The organism is Nitrosomonas supralitoralis (assembly GCF_003011925.2).
GTDB classification, from domain to species: Bacteria; Pseudomonadota; Gammaproteobacteria; order Burkholderiales; family Nitrosomonadaceae; genus Nitrosomonas; species Nitrosomonas supralitoralis.
In genome coordinates this window covers 23,382-43,113 of sequence record NZ_PXXU01000029.1, presented here as the reverse complement: position 1 = coordinate 43,113, position 19,732 = coordinate 23,382, and the positions used below count along the sequence as shown (strand labels likewise).

Below are 19,732 nucleotides of genomic sequence, written 5' to 3'. Positions count from 1 at the left end.
ATTCTATCAAAACCTCCCGGAAGAAAAATATACATCTAGAAAATAACTTTAATTTACCAAAATATGCTTATTTATAACAGCTTATTCTAATGGCTTTCATTAGAAATCAAACCTAATGGGAAATCTGGGATAATTTCTTGTATTGTAATTCTACCAAGTCAGCAATCACGTTATATGTGCGGTTTTTTCGTACCCAATCAGGCCCCTTTGCAGCCAGCTTCCGTGCACGCTCGGGATTTCCTAGCAAGCTGCAGATCTCGTTGGCAAAAGCTTGCTCATCCCATGGGATGCACCAACCGATGCCACTTGCTTCCATTACCTGACATTGCTCTGGAAGCTCATTTGCAACAATACATTTGGCCATGGCCATATATTCAATCAGTTTAGTTGGGGATGAAACCAAAAAAACAGGAATTGGGGCTATTGCAGACAAACAGATATCCGCAGATTTCACGTGCTCCCAAGCTTCTTCCATGGGCAGAAAACCAGTTATGGTCACGGCAGCCGACAATCCCAACCGAGCTGCTTCTTCCTCTACCGCTTGACGATCACTGGATATCTGCCCCTCTCCTACATACAACAGACGAGCGTATGGGTAGCGAATGCGCACTCGCTGTAGTACGCGCACCATCATCTCTGACTGACGTAACTGCATAATGACTCCTAGATGGAGTAACAAGGGAGTACGAGTGTTTGGAGCTATAGCATCTTCAGCGTTTCCAACACGGTCGGCGCGGATACCCATAGGTACCGGAGTCATCTTGGCGAGAGGAATGCCTTGCTGCGCCACATCCTCCTTCATACGTTGGCTCTGCACAAAGATATGATCAGCCAGTGGCAAGATAATTTTGTAAAGCAGGTTACGAATGATCTGCCCCTTGAACCAGACCAGGTAGTGATGAGGCACGAGTCGGTTGCGTGCTTGATATAGCTTAGATTCTGCGAATGGGTAGGACATCCAGTAGACAAAACGAGCACCTGTCAGCCGAGCAGCTAGCCAAGCAATTAAGCTGGCAAAAAATTTATCACGCACTTGGATTACGTCATATCGACCATTGAATGCCAGAGGTATAATCATGAAATCGCCCCACATACCCAGCAGGTTATTCAATATTCGGCCTAATAATCCTTTGTGTTTGTTACGCAGTGTAAGGTGCACAATATTACCCATCCAATTTGTAGGTGACAATATATTAAGTGCATCTGGTCCTCTCTGCATCAACCAATCTATCTGATGGCCTCGCGCCGGCATTTGTTTGGCGAATAATTCGACTACATCAGTTCGAAATGGTGGAAAACAGTCCTCTACAATATAAAGAATCTTCATGGCTGGGGTGTGCTGTCGGAATTGGATTTCTTCGGGTTAAGCATCGAGAATATTTGCATAGTATCGCTGTATAAATATTGCTAATGACAGATGGCCTAGTGTTTCCCTCTTTCGCTGCCGGTTATAATAGATTTCTATATATTCGGCAATCTCTTGAATGGCTTGTCTTCGTGTTTTAAACTTCCGATGGAGCGACGTCCGTTTTTTAGTCTCTTTCGGGCTTAATTCCTCGCCGCTTGGGGGGAGGACTTGTTGAAAATCAGCACATAAATGCTTTTAATACGTCGCAACTTGTGGCTGGGTGCTTTATTTGCTCTCCAGAAGCTTTCCATTGGAGCGTATCCTAATAATTATCCTTTCATATATGGCGTAGCCAATCAATTCATCATTAAACAGCTTTTTTATTCCAGGTAAATACAATCCTACCTTTTTTTGTAAGAATATAGGTAATGTTAGGCTATGTAACAATTAGATGTTGAAACTGTCTCGTTTTTCCAAGAGATGATAGGAAACATAGAGCTGGAGTAATATTTTGACCAAGACGGTCAATCATTCTGTGCCACCCGAGGTAACTCCCAAGATAACGTGTTGCTACTCCATGAAACTTCTTCATCCATTGTTTGAGTCGACTGTCATAAGCATTGACGTTCTGAATATGATAGATATTGTTTATAACGCGCTGGCCAGCAGCAATATTAACCGGGCGGTGAACAATATTGGCTTGCCGGGCAATCTGTTTATACGTAGGCAACCCATCAGTGCACAGGATTACATCCTTATTTAACAGAGGGATAAGCGCTGGCTCGATTTGTTGCGTACTTGTGCCATGCAGTATACAGTTGGCAGTTTCACCATGACGGTCACGTACCACTAATACGGGCACCTGTTCTTTTGAGGTACCTTTCTTGACGGCTTTACCACCACGTTTGCGTGCAGATCTGGGTAATCGGCGCTGTCCTTTAAAGGATTCCAGAAAATAGGTTTCATCTGCTTCGACAATACCATTCATTTTGTCGGGTTGACGCGTTGCAGGTATTTGTAAAAAACGATGGCGCCACTTAAAGCTTGTGTTCTTGGCTATCCCGCAGTTGTCCGCTGACTTTCGGATGCTTAATCCTTGAATCATCGTTTGCTCATATTCAAACCATTTGTCCTTGTGACGTAACCGTGCCAGTGGCGTTCCCGTAAGTGGCGGGTGGTCCAATTGTCACTCAAACTTGGCGTCACTATTTCCATTTTTCTAGGATTTGGCGCAGCTTACGGCGAGCATCAGAAATAGGCGGCATGTCATTGGTTGCAAATCTTAATTTCAATCTAAATTGCCAAGGTGCATCGTCCCCCTTGATTTCTGAACGGTGCAAAAGGTATGGATCTGCACCTTTCCGATTCCGTCCAGATATTGTCGAACAAGCACCCGAATAGCCAGCTTCTATAACAGCATTCCGCGCTACGGGGCTCCAGCTTCCGAAAGGATATGCGAAGTGAGGTACTTCTTGACCAAGTATATCCTCCAGTGCTGCCTTGCTCTCGCGGACTTCCTTAGATACAGCAACCTTGTCGATCTTGCCAAGCCAACGATGGCTAGCAGTATGACTGCCAATATTCACGCCGGATCCAGCCAAAGCACGAATTTCATTGGCCGTCAGCATACGCCTGCGTGGAAATCCAAAAACCTTACACCAATCATTATATCCACCCACCAGACCGGATACGACAAAAACCGAAGCTGGATAAGAAAATTCCTGCAGTATTGGCAAAGCATTCTCATAAGCGCATGCCATGCCATCATCAAATGTTATTGCTACGGCTTTATCTGGAAGTTCCACCTTGCCTGCTACCCCATCCAGTACTGTCGCAAACGATAGAACCTGATAACCTGCCTGTTGAATTTGTTCCAAATCCTTTCGGAATGCATCTGGGGTTCGACAAAACCGAGCCTCCGCAGCATTCTCCGGAACTGCGATCATATGGTACATCAACATCGTTACAGGCATTGACCAATCCTCATCTTGACCTCTTGTACAGCGCTAACCAGCTTGGCTATGGCAGATCTTCCCGTCCGAACTGATCTGGTATGCCAGTTCACCCATATCGTCAGCCACCATGTCTTGCAAACGCATTCTTGTGTCCTCACGCATGGGCGGAATAACTTGACGTAAGTCGATCTGGTTATTGTGTCGAAAACAGCGTGCCTAATCACTTTTCCTATCTGCTTGATAGATGTACCGAGCATTCCAAAGCGCTTATAAAAATAATCCACTCCAGCATCTTTATTAATTCGGCTTTCATTTACTTTCTCTTTTGTAAAAATTTACTTATGTCCTTCATAAAAAACCAAAAAACGACACAAATTTCTTTCTTGCATCAAGGAGGCACCGCGAATGCCCTCCTGCTAAATGTGTATATAAAAAATAAACGCTTTTTTTCTAAAGCTAATTATACGCAAACCGGATGTTTAGGCAAATATACGCAACTGAACGACCTCAAAAGCAACTGAAAACAACTGATTTTGCTTAAGAGTGCAATAAAAATCCTGGTATTTAGAAGTATTTTTGTTATCTACAAGGGCGGAGTCGTTCATTGCTGGATGTTTAAACTTGAGTTACAATTTGATACATAAGTTTATGTTTACGAAATAGAACAATAGAATTTTTTTATAATAATTTTCAAGGAATTTTTTGATGCAAAGTTGGCTCAAAGAGGCTTATGGGAAAATTATTCCTTTCGGCATACGCCAAGATATAAAAGGATATACTCGGTGGAAACAATACAAATTATTGAGACAACGAGTCAGTAGCGATGGCTATTCCTTAAAACCTTATGACGACTTGCATTGTATTTTTATACATATTCCCAAAACTGCTGGCATTTCAGTTTGTCAGGCATTATTTGGTTGCTTAGGTGGTGGACACCTAACTGCACGGACTTATCAGGTGATATTTGGAGCTGAATGCTATAAAAATTATTTTAAATTTGCTTTTGTGCGTAATCCTTGGGATCGTTTGGTATCGGCTTATGTTTTCCTAAAGAAAGGAGGGTTGGATGAGCAGGATAAAATATGGGCACGCGAACATCTGGACAAATTTGATAATTTCCAAAGCTTTGTTATGCATGGATTGACATCTTCCGATATTTACTGCGGTTTGCATTTTATTCCCCAATGCGAATATGTGGTTAATAAGGATAATGAAATCGATGTGGATTTTATTGGGAGGTTTGAAACCTTGGAGAGTGATTTTGAAATATTAGCTAAAAGATTAGGGGTGTCAGCTAATCTTTCAAAGATAAATCACAGCCAGAAGGGGGATTATCGCAGCTATTACAATGATGCTAGCGCTGAGGTTGTGGCTAAACTGTATTCGCGTGACATTGAGCTTTTTGATTACTCATTCGACCATTAATATTACGATATTGAGCATTGATTCAGCAGGCTTTCCTATAGGACATCTCATTATTTATGTAAATGTCATAACAACTCTAATTTGAATATCAATAATGTACAGTATATTGTGACTTGCTTCTTCATTTGCCATAAAGGTACCTTCTTGTTTGCCAGAATAAATATTATATGAAAATAAATTTTATAGGTATTGGTGCGCAGAAATGTGCATCTACGTGGGTACATCGTGTTCTATCAGATCATCCAGAAGTCGCGATATATCAAGGTAAGGAAAGCGATTTCTTCTCAACTTATTATAGTCGTGGTTATCAGTGGTACGAGAAACAAATAGGGGGTGTTAGTTCAGTAAGTGCCATAGGAGAGATTTCACCTTCGTATTTTGCTGATAGCGATACGCCCGATCGCGTTTTTTTATACAATTCAGAAATGCGGATCGTGCTGTTATTGCGTGATCCGATCGAGCGTGCCTACTCCAACCATTTGCATGTGGTGAGACAGGAATATTTTACCGGTGAGAAGTTAAGTTTTGAAGATGGATTAGAGAATAATCCAATGTATTTAGAACAGTCTCGCTATGCTAAACATCTTGCTCGATGGTTAAATATCTTTCCAGAAAATCAGGTGCTTGTGATGTTTCAAGAAGATATACGTGATGATCCCAAAAAACAAGCACGTAATTTATATCATTTCTTAGGCATTAATGAAGAACATCAGTCCTGGTTTTTAGAGAAAAAAGTGAATGAAAGCGTGGTCATTAAAAATGCAAAGTTGGATAATTTTATCAAACAGTTAGGTATGATTGGCCGGTCGATTGGTGGAAAGAGAATTGTCGAAGCTGTTAAGAAAAATGATTTAATTCGCAATTTACGTCGAAATCATAACCAAATTGAATTGCGCCAAGTTGTTCCACCAATGCGTGAAGATACACGAAAGCATTTGCAAGATGAACTGGCTGATGATATGAGTAAATTATTGTGTCAGCTTAATCTGGAAAAATTACCTTGGCAGAGTTGGCAGGTGTTGCATCACAAATCGTGATGAGGATCATTAACATTAATTAGAATGAAGTACTCGTCTAGCAGTTAAGCTGTTTTTATATTAAATAACTTTATGTGATAAGCAAAGTGCAATTAAATTGACTGTTGCCATGGTAATGTTCAGTAATCGCTTAGGCTATTGAGAATATTTTGATGCCGATTTGAAATTATATTTCTTAAATAATGACTTGAGTTGCTGCAAGCAACTAGCCGTCTGCAGGTGATCAATTTATTTTGGCAAAATGCTGTTTGCGTAACTTATAGATATGGAGTATATGCTGTGGACCAACTTTGCGAGAATTGTGGTTTATAGTGGCGGCAATTCTGGCTTGCGTAATCTGAGTCGTGCAGACCTTTAATATGTTTTTCGCAAAGGATGCGAAAGCTATGAGCTACGCTTGCTAATGTTTCAGCCGATGTCTTGTTCTACATTCCAAAACATGGCGTTCCATATATTTCAGAACGGAGCAGTGTCGCTAACCAGTTTAATTTGTTCAACTCTTAACGGGACACTATTGAGATGAAATCTGTATATACAAATTTTAAAATACTTATAAAAGTTCAGAATGACATAATCTCATCATTTAAATCTAGTTTCCCAATCACGGCTGGGCAAAAGCAACATTCTGTCGGGATCGTTTTGGTTTTCACCATAAGTATGTTTTTATTTAGCCATAATACGATAGCTAACCCCGTTAAATGGCATCCAGGGCATTACTGTACAATTTTAGGTCTTGGTAAAAATGATCCCAAGTATATGTCACAAGTATATAACGAGCTCAAAGCAACGCCAGCCTTGCGTGGGATACAAATACGCTATTTTTGGGCGGAACTGGAAACTGCAAAAGGGGAATATGACTTCACATCCATTGATCAACGGCTTGCTGAACTTGCTGCAATAGGAAAACGTCTTGTCATTCAGGTTCAAACAAAATCATTTATTCCAAAAGGAAAGCCAACTGGAAAGCTTGTACCCGATTACTTGAAAGCAAATGAATATGATGGCGGTGAGTTTGCTTATAGTAGTCATGGCAGCACAGAACTGAGAGGATATAATATTGCATTATGGAATTCACACGTACAGGATCGTTTGGTTGAGTTATTTAGGGTGATGGGGGAGCGTTACAACTCTCATCCCTACTTTGAGGGTATCGGTATGATAGAAACTGCGTATGGGGAACCGATCGTTTCACAACCCGGTAATCTAAGGGTCAAATTCTATGATAACTTAATTAGTGTACATCAGAAAATGCGATCGTACTTCCCCAATACTATGACGATCCAGGAAGTAAATTACCCTCACTCAATTCTTGCATCATTTGTGGGAAGACTCAAAGAAATCGGGACGGCGTTAAGTGGTCCGGATGTTTTCAAAGATGAGCCGGGTTTGAATCGTAATATGCGGAATGCACCAAGAGGTATCTATCATTTTTATCCAGAACTTTCAGGAATTATACCGTTAGCGCCTCAGGTGATGCATAAAAATTATATGAATACGCGCAACGATGGAGCTGGCAGTGTGCCAACTGTTGCAGAGATTTTTGCTTTCGCACGAGATAACCTGAAATCTAATTATATTTTCTGGACGCGTAATCCGAAATATTATTCTAAAGTACTTGAGCTGCTAAACGAACCTGATATAGCAAAAGACCCTTTTGGTGGTTTGAGCTCGATTTGTCCCAAAGCGTACATGTCTTGTGTCGATTAACAATTCTTTAATATGACTTGAAAGAATAGTTTTTTGTAAAAAGTAATTTAAGTAATAAAAGGGATTGTTTCTGAGGCAATGCTCGGAGTAGTAAAATCTCATTTGATTGATGCTGGGATTATGAGGGTATAAATTTGGTCGTTTATGATCGAACGCTTGGGTTAGCGGATTTTTTTGATGTATCTTATATATCATTTACATGAGAGTTAATTATGTTACCTGACTTTGTCGTAATCGGCGCATTTAAAGCGGGATCTACTTCAATGCATCATTACTTCGCTCAGCATCCTGATGTTTTTATGACAAAAGTAAAAGAACCGAATTATTTTTCTTTTGACCCAACTGATAAAACACATGCTGAAATGAGTCGTCAGCAATTAATGGTATCCAGTCTTGCTGAGTATGAGTCTTTATTTGAGGATGCTAAAGATGATCAAATTAAGGGGGAAGTTTCTCCTTACTATCTGTATAGTCCTATTGCTTTACAGAGGATGAAAGAAATAGTGCCGGCAATTAAAATGATCGCTTGTTTACGAAATCCGGTTAGGCGAGCTTATTCGCATTATTTAATGAGACTTCGAAGTGGAATTGAAACGAAATCACCCAAAGAGGCCTTTTCTAAAGATGCTTTCTGGGTAAAAGCTAGTTTATATGCTGATGCGTTACAAAGATATCAGCAGATGTTTAGTCAAGATCAACTTAAATTTGTACTATTTGAAAATCTTATTGATAATCCTCAAACACTGATGTCAGAGTTGTTTACGTTCATAGGTGTAGACCCTGTTTTTAGGGTGAATACTGAATATAGATTCAATCCTGGAGGCATGCCTAAGTTCCCTTGGTTACATCATAGTTTGAGTGCATTGAAGCGCATACCGGGGTTGCGTCGACACACCCCCCCTTTCATTAGGAATCGTCTGGCACGAATCAGGGATAGAAATCTTATACCTGCGGAAGTATTAGCGGAAGATGTTCAGCAACAATGGTTGAGATATTATCAGGACGATATTTTACGTGTACAGGACATTCTGCAGCTTGATCTATCCTCTTGGTTAGAAGTGAAAGAACCTAAAAAACATGCAATATAGCTGTTCAGCAAAATAATGATATATATTCTTGTATTTTACAGAAATCATTATTTTGTCTGTTTGCGGGCTAATAATGACTCTATTCAAACAAGCTAGAAAGTTGATTTACTGCTAGAAGTAGGTGTACTTGGTTTTTCGAATAAAAGTAGAATGAGGTGAATTAACAAATAACTGGCATTTTTTACCTTAGATTAACATTTAGAAGAATAGCGGGTTCGTATAATATTAGAATTTCTGTATTAATTCGCTGATTTTGTTTTGTATTGTAATTTTACTCGCAATTTCTCGTGATCTTGCCGCGAGGATAGGTGCAAGGCGCGCGTAGCAAATTTATTAAAAATCTTAATTGAAAGCATTCCAAACTATTCGAATATAATTAGTAGAATGGACTAAAAATCTAATAAATTTAGTTAAAGTGCTTTTTGAGTAATAACTTAAGGCTGAAAATTTACATGATCGAAAAAACTGATTAATGAGACAAGCATTGTAATTCTTTGCTTATACAATAAAAATAAAGGATCAAGAATTGGAAGTAAGTATGCTGCGTTCTTGTAATCTGTTAATCGAGAAGATTTTATGAAGATGCTTTATCTTGTGGAGGATCGATTTCTTCCATTCCGAGCAGATGTGGTGGAGTTGTTTGCAAAACAGATGCCAGATCGTGGTTATCAGATTGATTGGTTGACGCAAAGAGGACCGGATGCACTCAATTTGTCGTCACCTACAGAATGGTTGGGAAATACGGTATATCTCACTCCGCGCAGCAAACGGCAGGGATTGTTCGGCTGGATACTGAATAACTTGCTGGGCATGTGGGGAGATTTAATAATTTCATTTCTCGCTTTCAGGAATCGATTTGATGTCATTCAAGTTCGCGATAAGTTTTTCGCCAGTTTGATTGCATGGTTGGCAGCCCGTTTGACGGGCGCTCGTTTTATTTACTGGATGTCCTATCCGTTCGCCGAATCTAAATTGTACCAAGCTCACAACAAGCTTGTGCCACATCATCGACTGGTTTGGGTCAAGGGACAAATTATCCGTATTTTACTTTATAAAGTAATTCTGCCACTGGCAGATCATGTTTTTGTGCAAAGCGATCGGATGAAAGAAGATGTTTCGCAAGAAAGTATTTCTCCTGACAAGCTGACTGTGGTTCCAATGGGCACTCATACCGGCCTTGTAGGTAAAGCTGAAGATGCTAAAGTCCCGTACATACACTTACCCTTGCTATTGCATCTCGGGATCATTATGCAATTTCGCCAATCAGAGATGCTGGTGTGTGTGCTTCAGCAAGAGCGATTGCGCCATCCTGACCCTCGTCAGCTATATGTGGGTGAAGGTCAGTTGCCAAGCGATCGTCAAGCAGTAGAGGAAGAAGCATCTCTTTTGAAGTTGTCAGATGCTGTGACAGTGACTAGTTTTATGCCTATGGAGAAAGCCTGGGAGTTGGTTAACAAGCAAATATCTGCTTTCACCTTTCTATCCCGTTCCTGTGTTACTTTCCACTTCGCCTACAAATCTCATTGAATATATGGCCATGGCTAAATGTGTAGTTGCTAACGAGCATCCTGAGCAATGCCAGGTAATAGAATCGAGTGGAATTGGTCATTACATACCGTGGGGCGGGCAATACTTTGTCGATGAAGTTTGTAAGCTGCTGGATGATCTTGAGCGTGCGCGAATGATGGCATCAAAAGGACCAGATTGGCTGCGAGAGCATCGCACCTATAATGTGATTGCCGATTTGGTAGAGTCACAATACAAGAAGTTGCCTGGGTTGACAGCATGAATAACTCCGGTCTTTATTCCGGCAACCGTTTTCGTCAAGCTATTCTACATTATCTATTGGGTCGAACTGCACAAGCTATTTCCTCTTTCATCTTTATAATTTGGTTGGTTCGTTTATTATCCCCGATTGATTATGGAGCCTACATGGTTTTGTGGGGCATGGTGGAAATGATGGCGCCGCTGAGCTCCTTAGGAATGCTTGAGGCGGTACGACGGTTTTTGCCAGAATTGGCGATGCGAGGAGCGCCTAGTGCCCTTGAATGGTTTGTACGCTGGATGACATTAATTCGTTTTGCCATCATGATAATTTGGGCGGCGCTAATATCTGCTTTTTGGCCAGATATTTCTTCATGGATGGGTTTCAGCGTACCTCAGCAGGATGCCACTTTGGTTGCAATAGGGCTGATCATTACCGTAATTGGTTTTCGCTATGCCACAGAAATGCTGGAATCACTTCTAGAACAACGGTGGTCTCAACTGATTCATTCGTTGATGTCAATTGGGCGTTTGGCTGGTGTTGCAATACTAGTATTGAATGGAAACTTGTCGCTCGAAAAGTTACTGTGGATGGATCTGATCGTTTCACTGGTTTGTTTAATTTTGGCTGAATTTCTCTTAATGCGGAAATTACGCAACATCCAGAGTACAGGAGATTTTTATGTGAGTGCGCGTGAGGTTTTTAATTTTGCATGGCATATGGCAGGTGTAAATCTACTTCGAGCAGTTGCCCATCCTGGTGCGCTACGTATTCTTGTGGCCAGAACCTTAGGGCTTGAGGTGGCTGGAATGTTTGCTTTTTTGCAACAATTGTTGCTAATTGCCGGACGATATCTTCCTGCCAAGTTATTGGCGAACATTATTCGACCTATGTTGATATCTCGCTATGTGGCGGGAGAGATTGATGTGGTTAAACAAGGCATGGCTTTGTTATGGAAGAGTAATTTCTTAATAATTGCCATTTGCATGGCAGCATTAAGTATTGCAGGTGATGATTTAATTGCTTTGGCAAGTAGTGGACGTTTTATGGATGTCGGCATGGTTATGGTAATTATGTTGCTTGGCTTAGGTGCAACGAGTCAAGGGCAATTGGTTGTTATGATTATGCAGATTTTTCCATATACACGCCAATTGAGATATCTCAGCATATTATCTGTGATAACACCGCTAGCGGTAATAATTGGTTCAAGCTGGGGGTTAGTGGGCGTGGTATGTGGAATCGTGTTAGGTGCATGGTTTATGAATAGCCTGTCTTTACTTTGGTTGAACTATCAGACGGGTCGCATTCAATTAGACTGGTTTGGAACTATGCGTGGCCTTAGCGTTGCGGTATTTCTGGCCGCCATAGGCTGGGTAATTGAAGATAAATTCGGGGTCTGGTGGACACTTGCATTTGTTCTAGTGGCATATATACCTGGTTTAATGATAGTAAAACCATTAAACCAAATTGATATGGCGCTACTTAACCGAGGCTTACGTCGTCACGCCGGATTATTCTTGCATTTTACTTCGAAAAGCATATAGCAATTGAAGTCGTAGGCCATGAATTCTTTATATTGAAAAATCAATTGAACGGTAGCATTGTTTTTATCCGTTTCATAATATGCTAATTGAGTGATTACGCATAAAACATACAAATTCTGTTTTATTAAACTTCCAAATTTTAATGTGTCGGATAGGTCTATGAACCAAAAAAATGCGAAGGTTATGCATGTCATCAACGGGGAATTTTTCTCTGGCGCTGAACGCGTCCAGGATGTACTGGCAATGCGGCTACCGGATTATGGTTATGAAGTGGGTTTTGCTTGCATAAAACCAGGAAAGTTTTCCGCTTGCCGGAATTCTACTGTGCCAATATTTGAGACCTTTATGAAGTCTAAATTTGACTTGAAACCAGCCATGCAGATTGCAAATATTGTGAAGCAAGGTAATTATTCCTTGTTGCATACTCACACTCCTCGTGCTGCATTGGTTGGGAGAGTAGCAGCTTGGTTATCAGATGTGCCATTGGTGCATCATGTACATAGTCCTACGACACGAGATACAGAAAGTATATGGCGCAATCGTATGAATTCGATCATAGAGCGATTAAGTTTAATGGGAGTTAAGCGATTAATTCCTGTATCGAAAAGTCTGGAACTTTATTTGAAGAAGCATGGGTGGTCAGCAAATTGTATTTCAATGGTTGCTAATGGAGTGGTAACACCGGGCGACCTTCCTATTCGACAGGTACCTGGACCAGAATGGATGATTGGGAGTGTGGCATTATTCCGACCGCGTAAAGGAACTGAAGTGCTGATTCAAGCAGTAGCAAACTTACGCCAGACAGGCCGAACTATAAGGTTGCGTGCGGTAGGCCCATTTGAGACTATGGAATATGAGAGAACTATTAAAGAAATGGCTGATAGACTCGGAGTGGGGGATGTGATCGATTGGGTTGGGTTTACTCAAGATGTCAATGCTGAATTTACAAAAATGGATATTCTTGTTTTGCCGAGTCTTTTTGGAGAAGGTATGCCTATGGTAATCCTAGAAGCAATGGCAACTGGTGTGCCGGTAGTAGCTTCTGATGTAGAGGGTATTCCTGAAGTACTTGATCATGGTAAAACCGGGTTAATTGTGCCAGCGGGTGATGTAAGGCAACTGACTACTGTCATCGCAGAGCTTTTAGATAATAAATACGACTGGCGTGCCATGCGAGAAAATGCGTATCGGTTGCAGGGGGCAAGTTTTTCTGATTACAGCATGGCTAAAGGTGTCGCACGTGTTTATGATGAGATTCTGCATCCTGCGCATTGATAAAGAATTAGGTAATAAAATACTTCAATTCATAGGAACAAGATAGCACATGAATCAAATTCCTCTATTCGGACTGAAAATAGAAGATACGACGTTAGCTGATGCTAGTGCACGTATTATCAATGATGCTAAGTCAGGTGTACGACGTAATATATATTTCGTCAACGCACATTGTATAAATATTGCTGCGGTAAATGGAGACTACCTTTCTGTATTACAAGATGGATCAACACTATATGCGGATGGCAGCGGTATGCGGTTAGCTGCCAAATTAGCCGGTTTCTCGCTACAAGACAACGTTAATGGTACCGATTTATTTTCTATAATCTGCCATGATGCTGCTGCAGATGGGGTTAAACTGGCTTTGCTGGGTGCTCGCCCAGGAATTGCAGAACATTGTGCCGAGAATATGAAAACTCAATTTCCTAAACTGGATATTGTCTGGGTTCATGATGGTTATTTTAAACAAGATAATGAAGGCGCTATTATCGATGCTATTAATCATAGTGGTGCGGAAATTCTGTTTGTAGCTATGGGAGTCCCTATGCAGGAGTTATGGATCGCGCGTAATGTAAATACACTTCGTGTTCCTGTATTACTTGGAGTGGGAGCATTATTTGATTTTTATTCAGGCATTATGCCAAGAGCGCCATATTGGTTGCGTCAGCTTGGTCTGGAATGGCTATTCCGATATTTGATGGAGCCAAGGAGAATGTTTAAGCGATATATCGTAGGCAATCCATTGTTTATTATTCGGACATTGTTGAGGCGCCTAAAGGGTCAGCGAGATTTACAAGAAACACCTTTGATGGTTAATATGAAACAAAGTAAACGAGATAATTCTATCTCATAAACAATATACTTAACAGAATAACGTTCATTTTAAATTTATGAAAGAAATGTCCAATATCAATTTGGCTAACTTTATTATCGCGGGTACGGAGAAGGCTGGTACAACATCCATATTTACGTACCTAAGTACGCATCCATCGGTTTGTGGTTCAGTTATCAAGGAAACTGATTTTTTTCGTAATTTATTCTCGGGTGATTACGAAAAGGATACCACTAAATATGCAAGCTATTTTGAACGTTGTTCTTCGGATGTTTCGATTATCATGGAAGCTTCACCGGGATATCTTGGCAATGGCGCGGAAGTAGCAGTTCGTATACAAAGGCTGGTGCCGGATACCAAGCTACTGTTCATTCTGAGAAACCCAATTGATCGTATGTATTCTTCATTCAATTTTCATGTTGGAAAATTAAATCTGGATCCTGATTTAAGCTTTGAGGAATATGTTGATAAGTGTATTGCATATGATTCCGGTCAAAGAACATCTGTTGAACTCGATATTGAAGAGTGGTATTTAAAGATCATCAGTTTTGGTCGATATGCTGACTACTTGAAATACTATTATCAGCTATTCCCAGATAAGCAAATCAAGATAATGTTTTTCGAGAATTTGAATCAGGATATTGCCGGTTTTATGGTCGAATTGTGTCAATTTCTGGAAATTTCTTCTGACTATTTCCATGAATATGATTTCCAAAGAATTAATGCTACTTACGAAAGCAGGTTGAAATGGCTGCATAAAATTGCGGTCTATTTTAATGCAAAATCTGAACGATTTCTGCGACAGAGACCTGAATTAAAGCAGTTTATTGTAGGCTTATATAAAAAGATTAACCAAGCAAGAGAAGGATACGACGAAATATCCGATGCGAGTCGTGAGAGGTTAAAACAGTATTACTTACCAAGTATTGAATCACTGCAGACGCTTATTGGGAAAAAAGATATACCTTGGAATATTTGATCCGTATCGTAAAACAAACCAGCAGAAATGAAATCTACAAGCTGGCTTGTTTTTTTGTTAGCTTGTAATCAAGGTCGATTCAATTTCCGCAAAACTCTTTGCTACATTGTTTTGGGGAATAATTGTACCAAGTTGTTTTTCAATTTGAGTCCAGGAGAAAATACCACATATTCTGGGTAACCCAATAGTGGCATCGTCGATTACCAACGCATGCAATCGACCGCTCTCGCGTAAACTGGCGACGATATTGCCGACTTTGGCATGGACCACTTCGTCTAATGGAATGGCTTCCAGATTATTTAGCGGCGTCATCATGTCCATTACCAGAATTTCGTTGTGCTTTACCCCTCTTTCCTGAATAAAACGCATAGGTTTTTCACTCAAAATATCGGTTGCCGTGATAATTCCTGCCAAAGAATTGTCATCATTCATAACCAGCAATGTGCGTACACCGCGTTGCATCATGTATGTATTGGCTATTTCCATTGTAATACTAGGCGATATGATTGCTGCTTGCACTGTACGCAAGTCAGTCATAACTTCAGAAGCTCGGGAATCATACGTTACCGGATTGGGCGATACGGGATTGGAGATTTGTACCATTCCTGTCAGATACTGCACAGCAAGAGATTTATATTCTTTCATCATTTTGTGCGCTCCTCAATCTAAGGTTGAAGGGAATCATCTGATATCAAGATAGATTATCGACCTTGAACGTGTCTACTCTACGCTGAAAATAATTTTGAATCAATAGTCCTATTCATATAATGGATATATCTATTTCCGACGATGAACCCATTGTACGAAAGCATCCATAACAATTTGAGATTGTTCGGTTTGATCGTGGTTAATAAAAAAAACGACGACAATGCGTCGCCCCATTTCGTCGAGCAAATACCCCGCCATTGCACGTACGTTATTCAATGAGCCGGTTTTCATATGTGCCAACCCTTTCACTGAAGTGTCAGAAAAACGATTCTTCAGAGTTCCATCTACCGCGGCAATGGGCAATGATGCAATGAATTCCGGCATCACTGGGCTATTGAAAGCTGAGAGCAATAGTTGTCCCATATGTCGAGCACTGATCCGTTCCTGACGTGATAATCCAGAGCCGTTCTCAATCACCAATTCCGGAAAACTCATTTGCTTGCCGGCTAACCATTGTCTAATTGCTACATCCGATTTTGGTAAAGTGGCTGGCGAGCTATTGGTTGTCGAATTACTTGTACCCAACGCTAAATACAATTGACGTGCTGCAATATTATTGCTGAATTTATTGATACCACGGACGATATCAGACAACGGTGGTGATTGATAAACTTTCAATGGCAGCAAGTTTTTCGGTGTCGGGCCTAAGATGACTTCACCATCAAATATGCCACCCTGTTGCGCCCACAAGTACTTGAACAAATTGCGTGTATAAATAGTGCTGTCTTGCAGGCTCAAAATATATGATTGTTTTCCGCAATGTAGGGGAAAATCACCATTCAAAACAACCGTAAAATTATTTTTATCTTTCACATCAGCAGTCGCTTCAATTGTTAGCCAATTTTTCCAAGCGCCGCATTTGCCTTGGGTAAGCTTTAAATTATTTTGTATCTGCAAAGATTCTGGCACTGGTTCAATTACGACTCGTACAGTATTGGTTTCAGGTTGTGGAAACAAATGAAGAGTAGATGCGCGGTAGTTAACTAATAATGCTTCTGGCAACACGTTGTAGGTACGGTAGGGCTGGCCGTCAAATTTTCCAGGATCTTCAAGAGGAATTTCATAATGTGAATGGTCCAGAACTAGGTTGCCTTTAATTTCTTGTAGTCCGGTTTGACGCAAACGGTTAATCAGCAACCAGAAGTTTTCCAGGTCCAGTTTGGGGTCGCCATGGCCTTTGATGATTAAATCACCATATAAAATGCCATCTGTAATTTTACCATTTGCATAAAGCATAGTTTGCCAGGTATAAGACGGGCCTAATAGTTCCAGTCCTGCGTATGTGGTTAACAATTTCATTACTGAAGCCGGATTCATGCCGGAATCCGCATTGATTGCAAGTGCAGGATTATTTGCACCAATTTCGTGAACATATACACCAATCGATGTTTCTGGGATGGCAAGTTGTTGCAGTTTTTGTTTGATTTCGCCTGGTAAGCCACTAGCAAATATTGATGTCGATAAAGCAATCAGTCCAATTAAAGAACCAAGACATAAAGAAATCCTGGTCATTTTGAACTTATCCTTCAGAACTGTTACTTCGTAGCTTTGCACATGGAAAAGCCATCATCCCACCCCATCCGATATTGTCCATCCTGGTCGTAGCGATTCAAGTCTTTAAAAGCCCAGCTTGTTCTTTTGGCGGTTTCACAACCATCTATGTAACCCTGCTGAGTACTCAGCGGATAACCAGTCAAGTTGTATTTGGGTTTAGCGCTCTCGGGTAAAGGGCCTGCCGGCCGCTCAGGTTTTCTGGTCGGTAACGGTTGCTTGGTGGAAATCCCGCTACAGGCAGAAACAATCAGCGCGATCAAAATGATAAAAAATGATAAACGATATTGCATAATAAATACCTTCAATTATTACCCAAAAACTACAAAACAGATTTCAATAATTTGCCCATCTCAGCCGGGTTATGTGTAACTCTGATTCCACACGATTCCATCACTTCGATCTTCTCCTGCGCCGTTCCCTTACCACCGGAAATAATCGCACCGGCGTGACCCATGCGCTTACCGGGTGGTGCCGTCACACCAGCAATAAATCCTACCACGGGCTTGCGCATATGATCTCTCACCCAGTGGGCGCAATCCTCTTCATCCGTGCCGCCGATTTCACCTACCATCAACACTGCATCAGTCTCGTCATCATCATTGAACAGTTTCATCACATCTAAGTGTTTTAACCCATTCACCGGATCACCGCCAATACCGATACAGGTTGATTGCCCCAATCCAAGCTCCATCAATTGCGCTACTGCTTCATAAGTCAGTGTGCCAGAACGAGAAACCACTCCGATGCGGCCTTTTTTATGGATATATCCCGGCATAATCCCGATTTTAATCTCATCAGGCGTAATTATTCCCGGACAATTCGGGCCAATGAGTCGGGTTTTCTTGTTTTGCATTTTGTAGCGAGTACGAATCATGTCGCGAACGGGAATACCTTCGGTGATACAAATGACCAGATCCAATTCAGCTTCAACTGCTTCATCTATTGCTGCAGCGGCAAATGCTGGAGGTACATAAAGCACTGAAACATTGGCACCAGTTTGTTGCTTGGCTTCTTTAACCGATGCGTAGACCGGAATACCTTCAAAATTTTCGCCGGGTTTACGTGGATTCACACCCGCAACGAAGCACGCTTTGCCGTTCGCGTAGTCGCGGCACATGCGAGTATGAAACTGGCCGGTTTTACCGGTCATGCCTTGTGTCATCACGCGGCTATTGCGATTGATCAGGATGGACATGGCAAATGGATTCCTTATATGGCTAATATTGAGATTAACGAGTTGACTTAGTTGGCTGCTTGAACCGCTTTTTGTGCCGCATCAGCCATGTTATCCGCGGAAATGATTTTTAAACCCGAATCCGCCAGAATTTTCTTTCCAAGATCGACATTGGTACCTTCCAGCCGCACCACTAAAGGAACTGCAAGATGCACATCGCGAGCGGCTGCTACTAAACCTTGCGCAATCACATCACATTTCATTATGCCACCGAAAATATTAACCAGAATTCCTTGTAGATTTGGATTGCGCAACATTAATTTAAACGCTTCAGTCACCTTATCTGCCGTCGCCCCACCACCAACATCAAGAAAATTGGCGGGATTGCCGCCATACAATTTGATAATATCCATGGTCGCCATTGCCAAGCCTGCACCATTCACCAGGCAGCCTATATTACCGTCTAAAGGAATATAGGACAGTTCGTGCTTCGATGCTTCAATTTCCACTGGGTCTTCCTCATCCAGATCCCGTAGTTCAACGATCTCTGGATGACGAAATAGCGCGTTTTCATCAAAATTCATTTTGGCGTCGAGAGCCATTACTTGTTGCTCTGAAGTCAATGCCAATGGGTTGATTTCCACTAATGATGAATCAGTCTCGTCAAATGCTTGATATAATCCTTGCAGCAAAGTAACAGCTCCTGGCAGGCTTTGTTTTGGAATGCCGATTTTTTGTGCGACTTGTTCCGCTTGTTGCTGGCTTAAACCTTCGATTGGATCTATAAGCACTTTATATATTTTTTCTGGTGTTTCAGTCGCGACTTTCTCGATTTCCATGCCACCTTCCGAACTCGCCATCAAACAGACGCGCTGATGGCTGCGGTCAACCACCATGCCAACATAGAATTCTTTCTCAATCTGGATTCCTTGTTCGATAAAAAGTCGATGCACCATCTGCCCCTCTGGACCAGTCTGATGAGTTACCAAGTGCATATTCAAAATTTCGCTTGCATGCTGTCGTACCTCATCCAATGACTTGGCTACTTTTACGCCACCACCCTTGCCACGACCACCGGCATAAATCTGTGCCTTTACTACCCATACATCGCCGCCCAATTGTTGTGCTGCTTGCACCGCTTCGTTAACACTGAAACAAGGAACACCTTTTGGTGTAACCACATGATATTTGCGTAAAATTTCTTTTGCTTGGTACTCATGAATCTTCATCGGCATGTCCTTATCAGAATGATTTAGAATATCAAGATTAGAAGTATAACCTAATCACCAAAAATGATTCTATTTCAAAATATAACAAAAATAATGTGCGTTAATTCATGTC

17 protein-coding genes and 2 pseudogenes are annotated in these 19,732 nt (G+C 41.2%); 10 read left to right on the top strand and 9 right to left on the bottom strand.

Going from position 1 to position 19,732, the window contains the following annotated elements:
- Positions 1 to 112 precede the first annotated feature (112 nt).
- The 4 genes and pseudogenes from C7H79_RS10445 to C7H79_RS10430 all read right to left on the bottom strand — a co-directional run bounded on the left by C7H79_RS10445 (position 113) and on the right by C7H79_RS10430 (position 3,321).
- On the bottom strand, positions 113 to 1,327 hold the full coding sequence (locus tag C7H79_RS10445) for a glycosyltransferase (protein WP_106707207.1): 1,215 nt from the start codon (positions 1,325 to 1,327) through the stop codon (positions 113 to 115).
- 36 nt (positions 1,328 to 1,363) lie between these two features.
- Positions 1,364 to 1,516, bottom strand: a pseudogene (locus C7H79_RS19450) (IS3 family transposase); the annotation flags it as partial.
- A 268-nt stretch (positions 1,517 to 1,784) separates the two neighbouring features.
- Positions 1,785 to 2,516: pseudogene (locus tag C7H79_RS10435) on the bottom strand (IS1595 family transposase); the annotation flags it as partial.
- A 37-nt stretch (positions 2,517 to 2,553) separates the two neighbouring features.
- Complete coding sequence (locus tag C7H79_RS10430; protein ID WP_106707206.1) at positions 2,554 to 3,321, bottom strand: polysaccharide deacetylase family protein; 768 nt, start codon at positions 3,319 to 3,321, stop codon at positions 2,554 to 2,556.
- A gap of 687 nt (positions 3,322 to 4,008) precedes the next feature.
- On the opposite strand from C7H79_RS10430, the gene C7H79_RS10425 reads away from it, so the two are divergent.
- The 10 genes from C7H79_RS10425 to C7H79_RS10385 all read left to right on the top strand — a co-directional run bounded on the left by C7H79_RS10425 (position 4,009) and on the right by C7H79_RS10385 (position 14,955).
- The gene (locus C7H79_RS10425; RefSeq protein ID WP_106707205.1) at positions 4,009 to 4,728 is read left to right on the top strand and encodes a sulfotransferase family 2 domain-containing protein; all 720 of its coding nucleotides are present in this window, start codon (positions 4,009 to 4,011) and stop codon (positions 4,726 to 4,728) included.
- Positions 4,729 to 4,895: 167 nt separating this feature from the next.
- A complete protein-coding gene (locus C7H79_RS10420) occupies positions 4,896 to 5,765 on the top strand; it encodes a sulfotransferase family protein (protein WP_106707204.1) in 870 nt (289 codons plus the stop codon).
- A gap of 519 nt (positions 5,766 to 6,284) precedes the next feature.
- A complete protein-coding gene (locus C7H79_RS10415) occupies positions 6,285 to 7,472 on the top strand; it encodes a glycoside hydrolase (RefSeq protein WP_242447245.1) in 1,188 nt (395 codons plus the stop codon).
- Between the two features lie 212 nt (positions 7,473 to 7,684).
- Entirely contained in the window at positions 7,685 to 8,560 is an 876-nt protein-coding gene (locus C7H79_RS10410) for a sulfotransferase (protein ID WP_106707203.1), read from the top strand.
- A gap of 576 nt (positions 8,561 to 9,136) precedes the next feature.
- Positions 9,137 to 10,087 carry a glycosyltransferase gene (locus tag C7H79_RS10405; RefSeq protein ID WP_242447244.1) on the top strand — a complete coding sequence of 317 codons (951 nt, stop codon included), beginning with the start codon at positions 9,137 to 9,139 and terminating at the stop codon, positions 10,085 to 10,087.
- A gap of 10 nt (positions 10,088 to 10,097) precedes the next feature.
- A complete protein-coding gene (locus C7H79_RS18895; RefSeq protein ID WP_242447243.1) occupies positions 10,098 to 10,349 on the top strand; it encodes a glycosyltransferase in 252 nt (83 codons plus the stop codon).
- Positions 10,346 to 11,869: a lipopolysaccharide biosynthesis protein gene (locus C7H79_RS10400; RefSeq protein WP_106707202.1), complete on the top strand. Its 1,524-nt coding sequence runs from the start codon at positions 10,346 to 10,348 to the stop codon at positions 11,867 to 11,869. Before C7H79_RS18895 ends, C7H79_RS10400 begins: the two co-directional genes overlap by 4 nt.
- Before the next feature lie 159 nt (positions 11,870 to 12,028).
- Positions 12,029 to 13,144, top strand: coding sequence for a glycosyltransferase (locus C7H79_RS10395; protein WP_242447242.1), 1,116 nt, complete (start codon positions 12,029 to 12,031; stop codon positions 13,142 to 13,144).
- 49 nt (positions 13,145 to 13,193) lie between these two features.
- Complete coding sequence (locus C7H79_RS10390) at positions 13,194 to 13,997, top strand: WecB/TagA/CpsF family glycosyltransferase (protein WP_106707201.1); 804 nt, start codon at positions 13,194 to 13,196, stop codon at positions 13,995 to 13,997.
- A 46-nt stretch (positions 13,998 to 14,043) separates the two neighbouring features.
- On the top strand, positions 14,044 to 14,955 hold the full coding sequence (locus tag C7H79_RS10385) for a sulfotransferase domain-containing protein (RefSeq protein WP_172592410.1): 912 nt from the start codon (positions 14,044 to 14,046) through the stop codon (positions 14,953 to 14,955).
- Between the two features lie 57 nt (positions 14,956 to 15,012).
- Here the strand turns inward: C7H79_RS10385 and C7H79_RS10380 are convergent, their stop codons facing one another.
- The 5 genes from C7H79_RS10380 to sucC form a co-directional block, all read right to left on the bottom strand.
- Positions 15,013 to 15,603, bottom strand: coding sequence for a CBS domain-containing protein (locus C7H79_RS10380; protein WP_106707199.1), 591 nt, complete (start codon positions 15,601 to 15,603; stop codon positions 15,013 to 15,015).
- A gap of 129 nt (positions 15,604 to 15,732) precedes the next feature.
- Positions 15,733 to 17,175 carry a D-alanyl-D-alanine carboxypeptidase/D-alanyl-D-alanine endopeptidase gene (dacB, locus tag C7H79_RS10375; RefSeq protein ID WP_106707198.1) on the bottom strand — a complete coding sequence of 481 codons (1,443 nt, stop codon included), beginning with the start codon at positions 17,173 to 17,175 and terminating at the stop codon, positions 15,733 to 15,735.
- Positions 17,176 to 17,198: 23 nt separating this feature from the next.
- Positions 17,199 to 17,507 (bottom strand): hypothetical protein, encoded by a 309-nt coding sequence (locus C7H79_RS10370; RefSeq protein ID WP_106707197.1) that lies wholly within the window; start codon positions 17,505 to 17,507, stop codon positions 17,199 to 17,201.
- Between the two features lie 29 nt (positions 17,508 to 17,536).
- A complete protein-coding gene (gene sucD / locus C7H79_RS10365) occupies positions 17,537 to 18,412 on the bottom strand; it encodes a succinate--CoA ligase subunit alpha (RefSeq protein WP_106707196.1) in 876 nt (291 codons plus the stop codon).
- 47 nt (positions 18,413 to 18,459) lie between these two features.
- Complete coding sequence (gene sucC, locus C7H79_RS10360) at positions 18,460 to 19,620, bottom strand: ADP-forming succinate--CoA ligase subunit beta (RefSeq protein WP_106707195.1); 1,161 nt, start codon at positions 19,618 to 19,620, stop codon at positions 18,460 to 18,462.
- Positions 19,621 to 19,732: the final 112 nt, after the last annotated feature.

Coding starts and splice junctions, on each gene's coding strand:
- C7H79_RS10445 (WP_106707207.1), bottom strand. CDS start 1,327: ATGAAGATTCTTTATATTGTAGAGGACTGTTTTCCACCATTTCGAACT.
- C7H79_RS10430 (WP_106707206.1), bottom strand. CDS start 3,321: ATGCCTGTAACGATGTTGATGTACCATATGATCGCAGTTCCGGAGAAT.
- C7H79_RS10425 (WP_106707205.1), top strand. CDS start 4,009: ATGCAAAGTTGGCTCAAAGAGGCTTATGGGAAAATTATTCCTTTCGGC.
- C7H79_RS10420 (WP_106707204.1), top strand. CDS start 4,896: ATGAAAATAAATTTTATAGGTATTGGTGCGCAGAAATGTGCATCTACG.
- C7H79_RS10415 (WP_242447245.1), top strand. CDS start 6,285: ATGAAATCTGTATATACAAATTTTAAAATACTTATAAAAGTTCAGAAT.
- C7H79_RS10410 (WP_106707203.1), top strand. CDS start 7,685: ATGTTACCTGACTTTGTCGTAATCGGCGCATTTAAAGCGGGATCTACT.
- C7H79_RS10405 (WP_242447244.1), top strand. CDS start 9,137: ATGAAGATGCTTTATCTTGTGGAGGATCGATTTCTTCCATTCCGAGCA.
- C7H79_RS18895 (WP_242447243.1), top strand. CDS start 10,098: ATGGCTAAATGTGTAGTTGCTAACGAGCATCCTGAGCAATGCCAGGTA.
- C7H79_RS10400 (WP_106707202.1), top strand. CDS start 10,346: ATGAATAACTCCGGTCTTTATTCCGGCAACCGTTTTCGTCAAGCTATT.
- C7H79_RS10395 (WP_242447242.1), top strand. CDS start 12,029: ATGAACCAAAAAAATGCGAAGGTTATGCATGTCATCAACGGGGAATTT.
- C7H79_RS10390 (WP_106707201.1), top strand. CDS start 13,194: ATGAATCAAATTCCTCTATTCGGACTGAAAATAGAAGATACGACGTTA.
- C7H79_RS10385 (WP_172592410.1), top strand. CDS start 14,044: ATGTCCAATATCAATTTGGCTAACTTTATTATCGCGGGTACGGAGAAG.
- C7H79_RS10380 (WP_106707199.1), bottom strand. CDS start 15,603: ATGATGAAAGAATATAAATCTCTTGCTGTGCAGTATCTGACAGGAATG.
- dacB (WP_106707198.1), bottom strand. CDS start 17,175: ATGACCAGGATTTCTTTATGTCTTGGTTCTTTAATTGGACTGATTGCT.
- C7H79_RS10370 (WP_106707197.1), bottom strand. CDS start 17,507: ATGCAATATCGTTTATCATTTTTTATCATTTTGATCGCGCTGATTGTT.
- sucD (WP_106707196.1), bottom strand. CDS start 18,412: ATGTCCATCCTGATCAATCGCAATAGCCGCGTGATGACACAAGGCATG.
- sucC (WP_106707195.1), bottom strand. CDS start 19,620: ATGAAGATTCATGAGTACCAAGCAAAAGAAATTTTACGCAAATATCAT.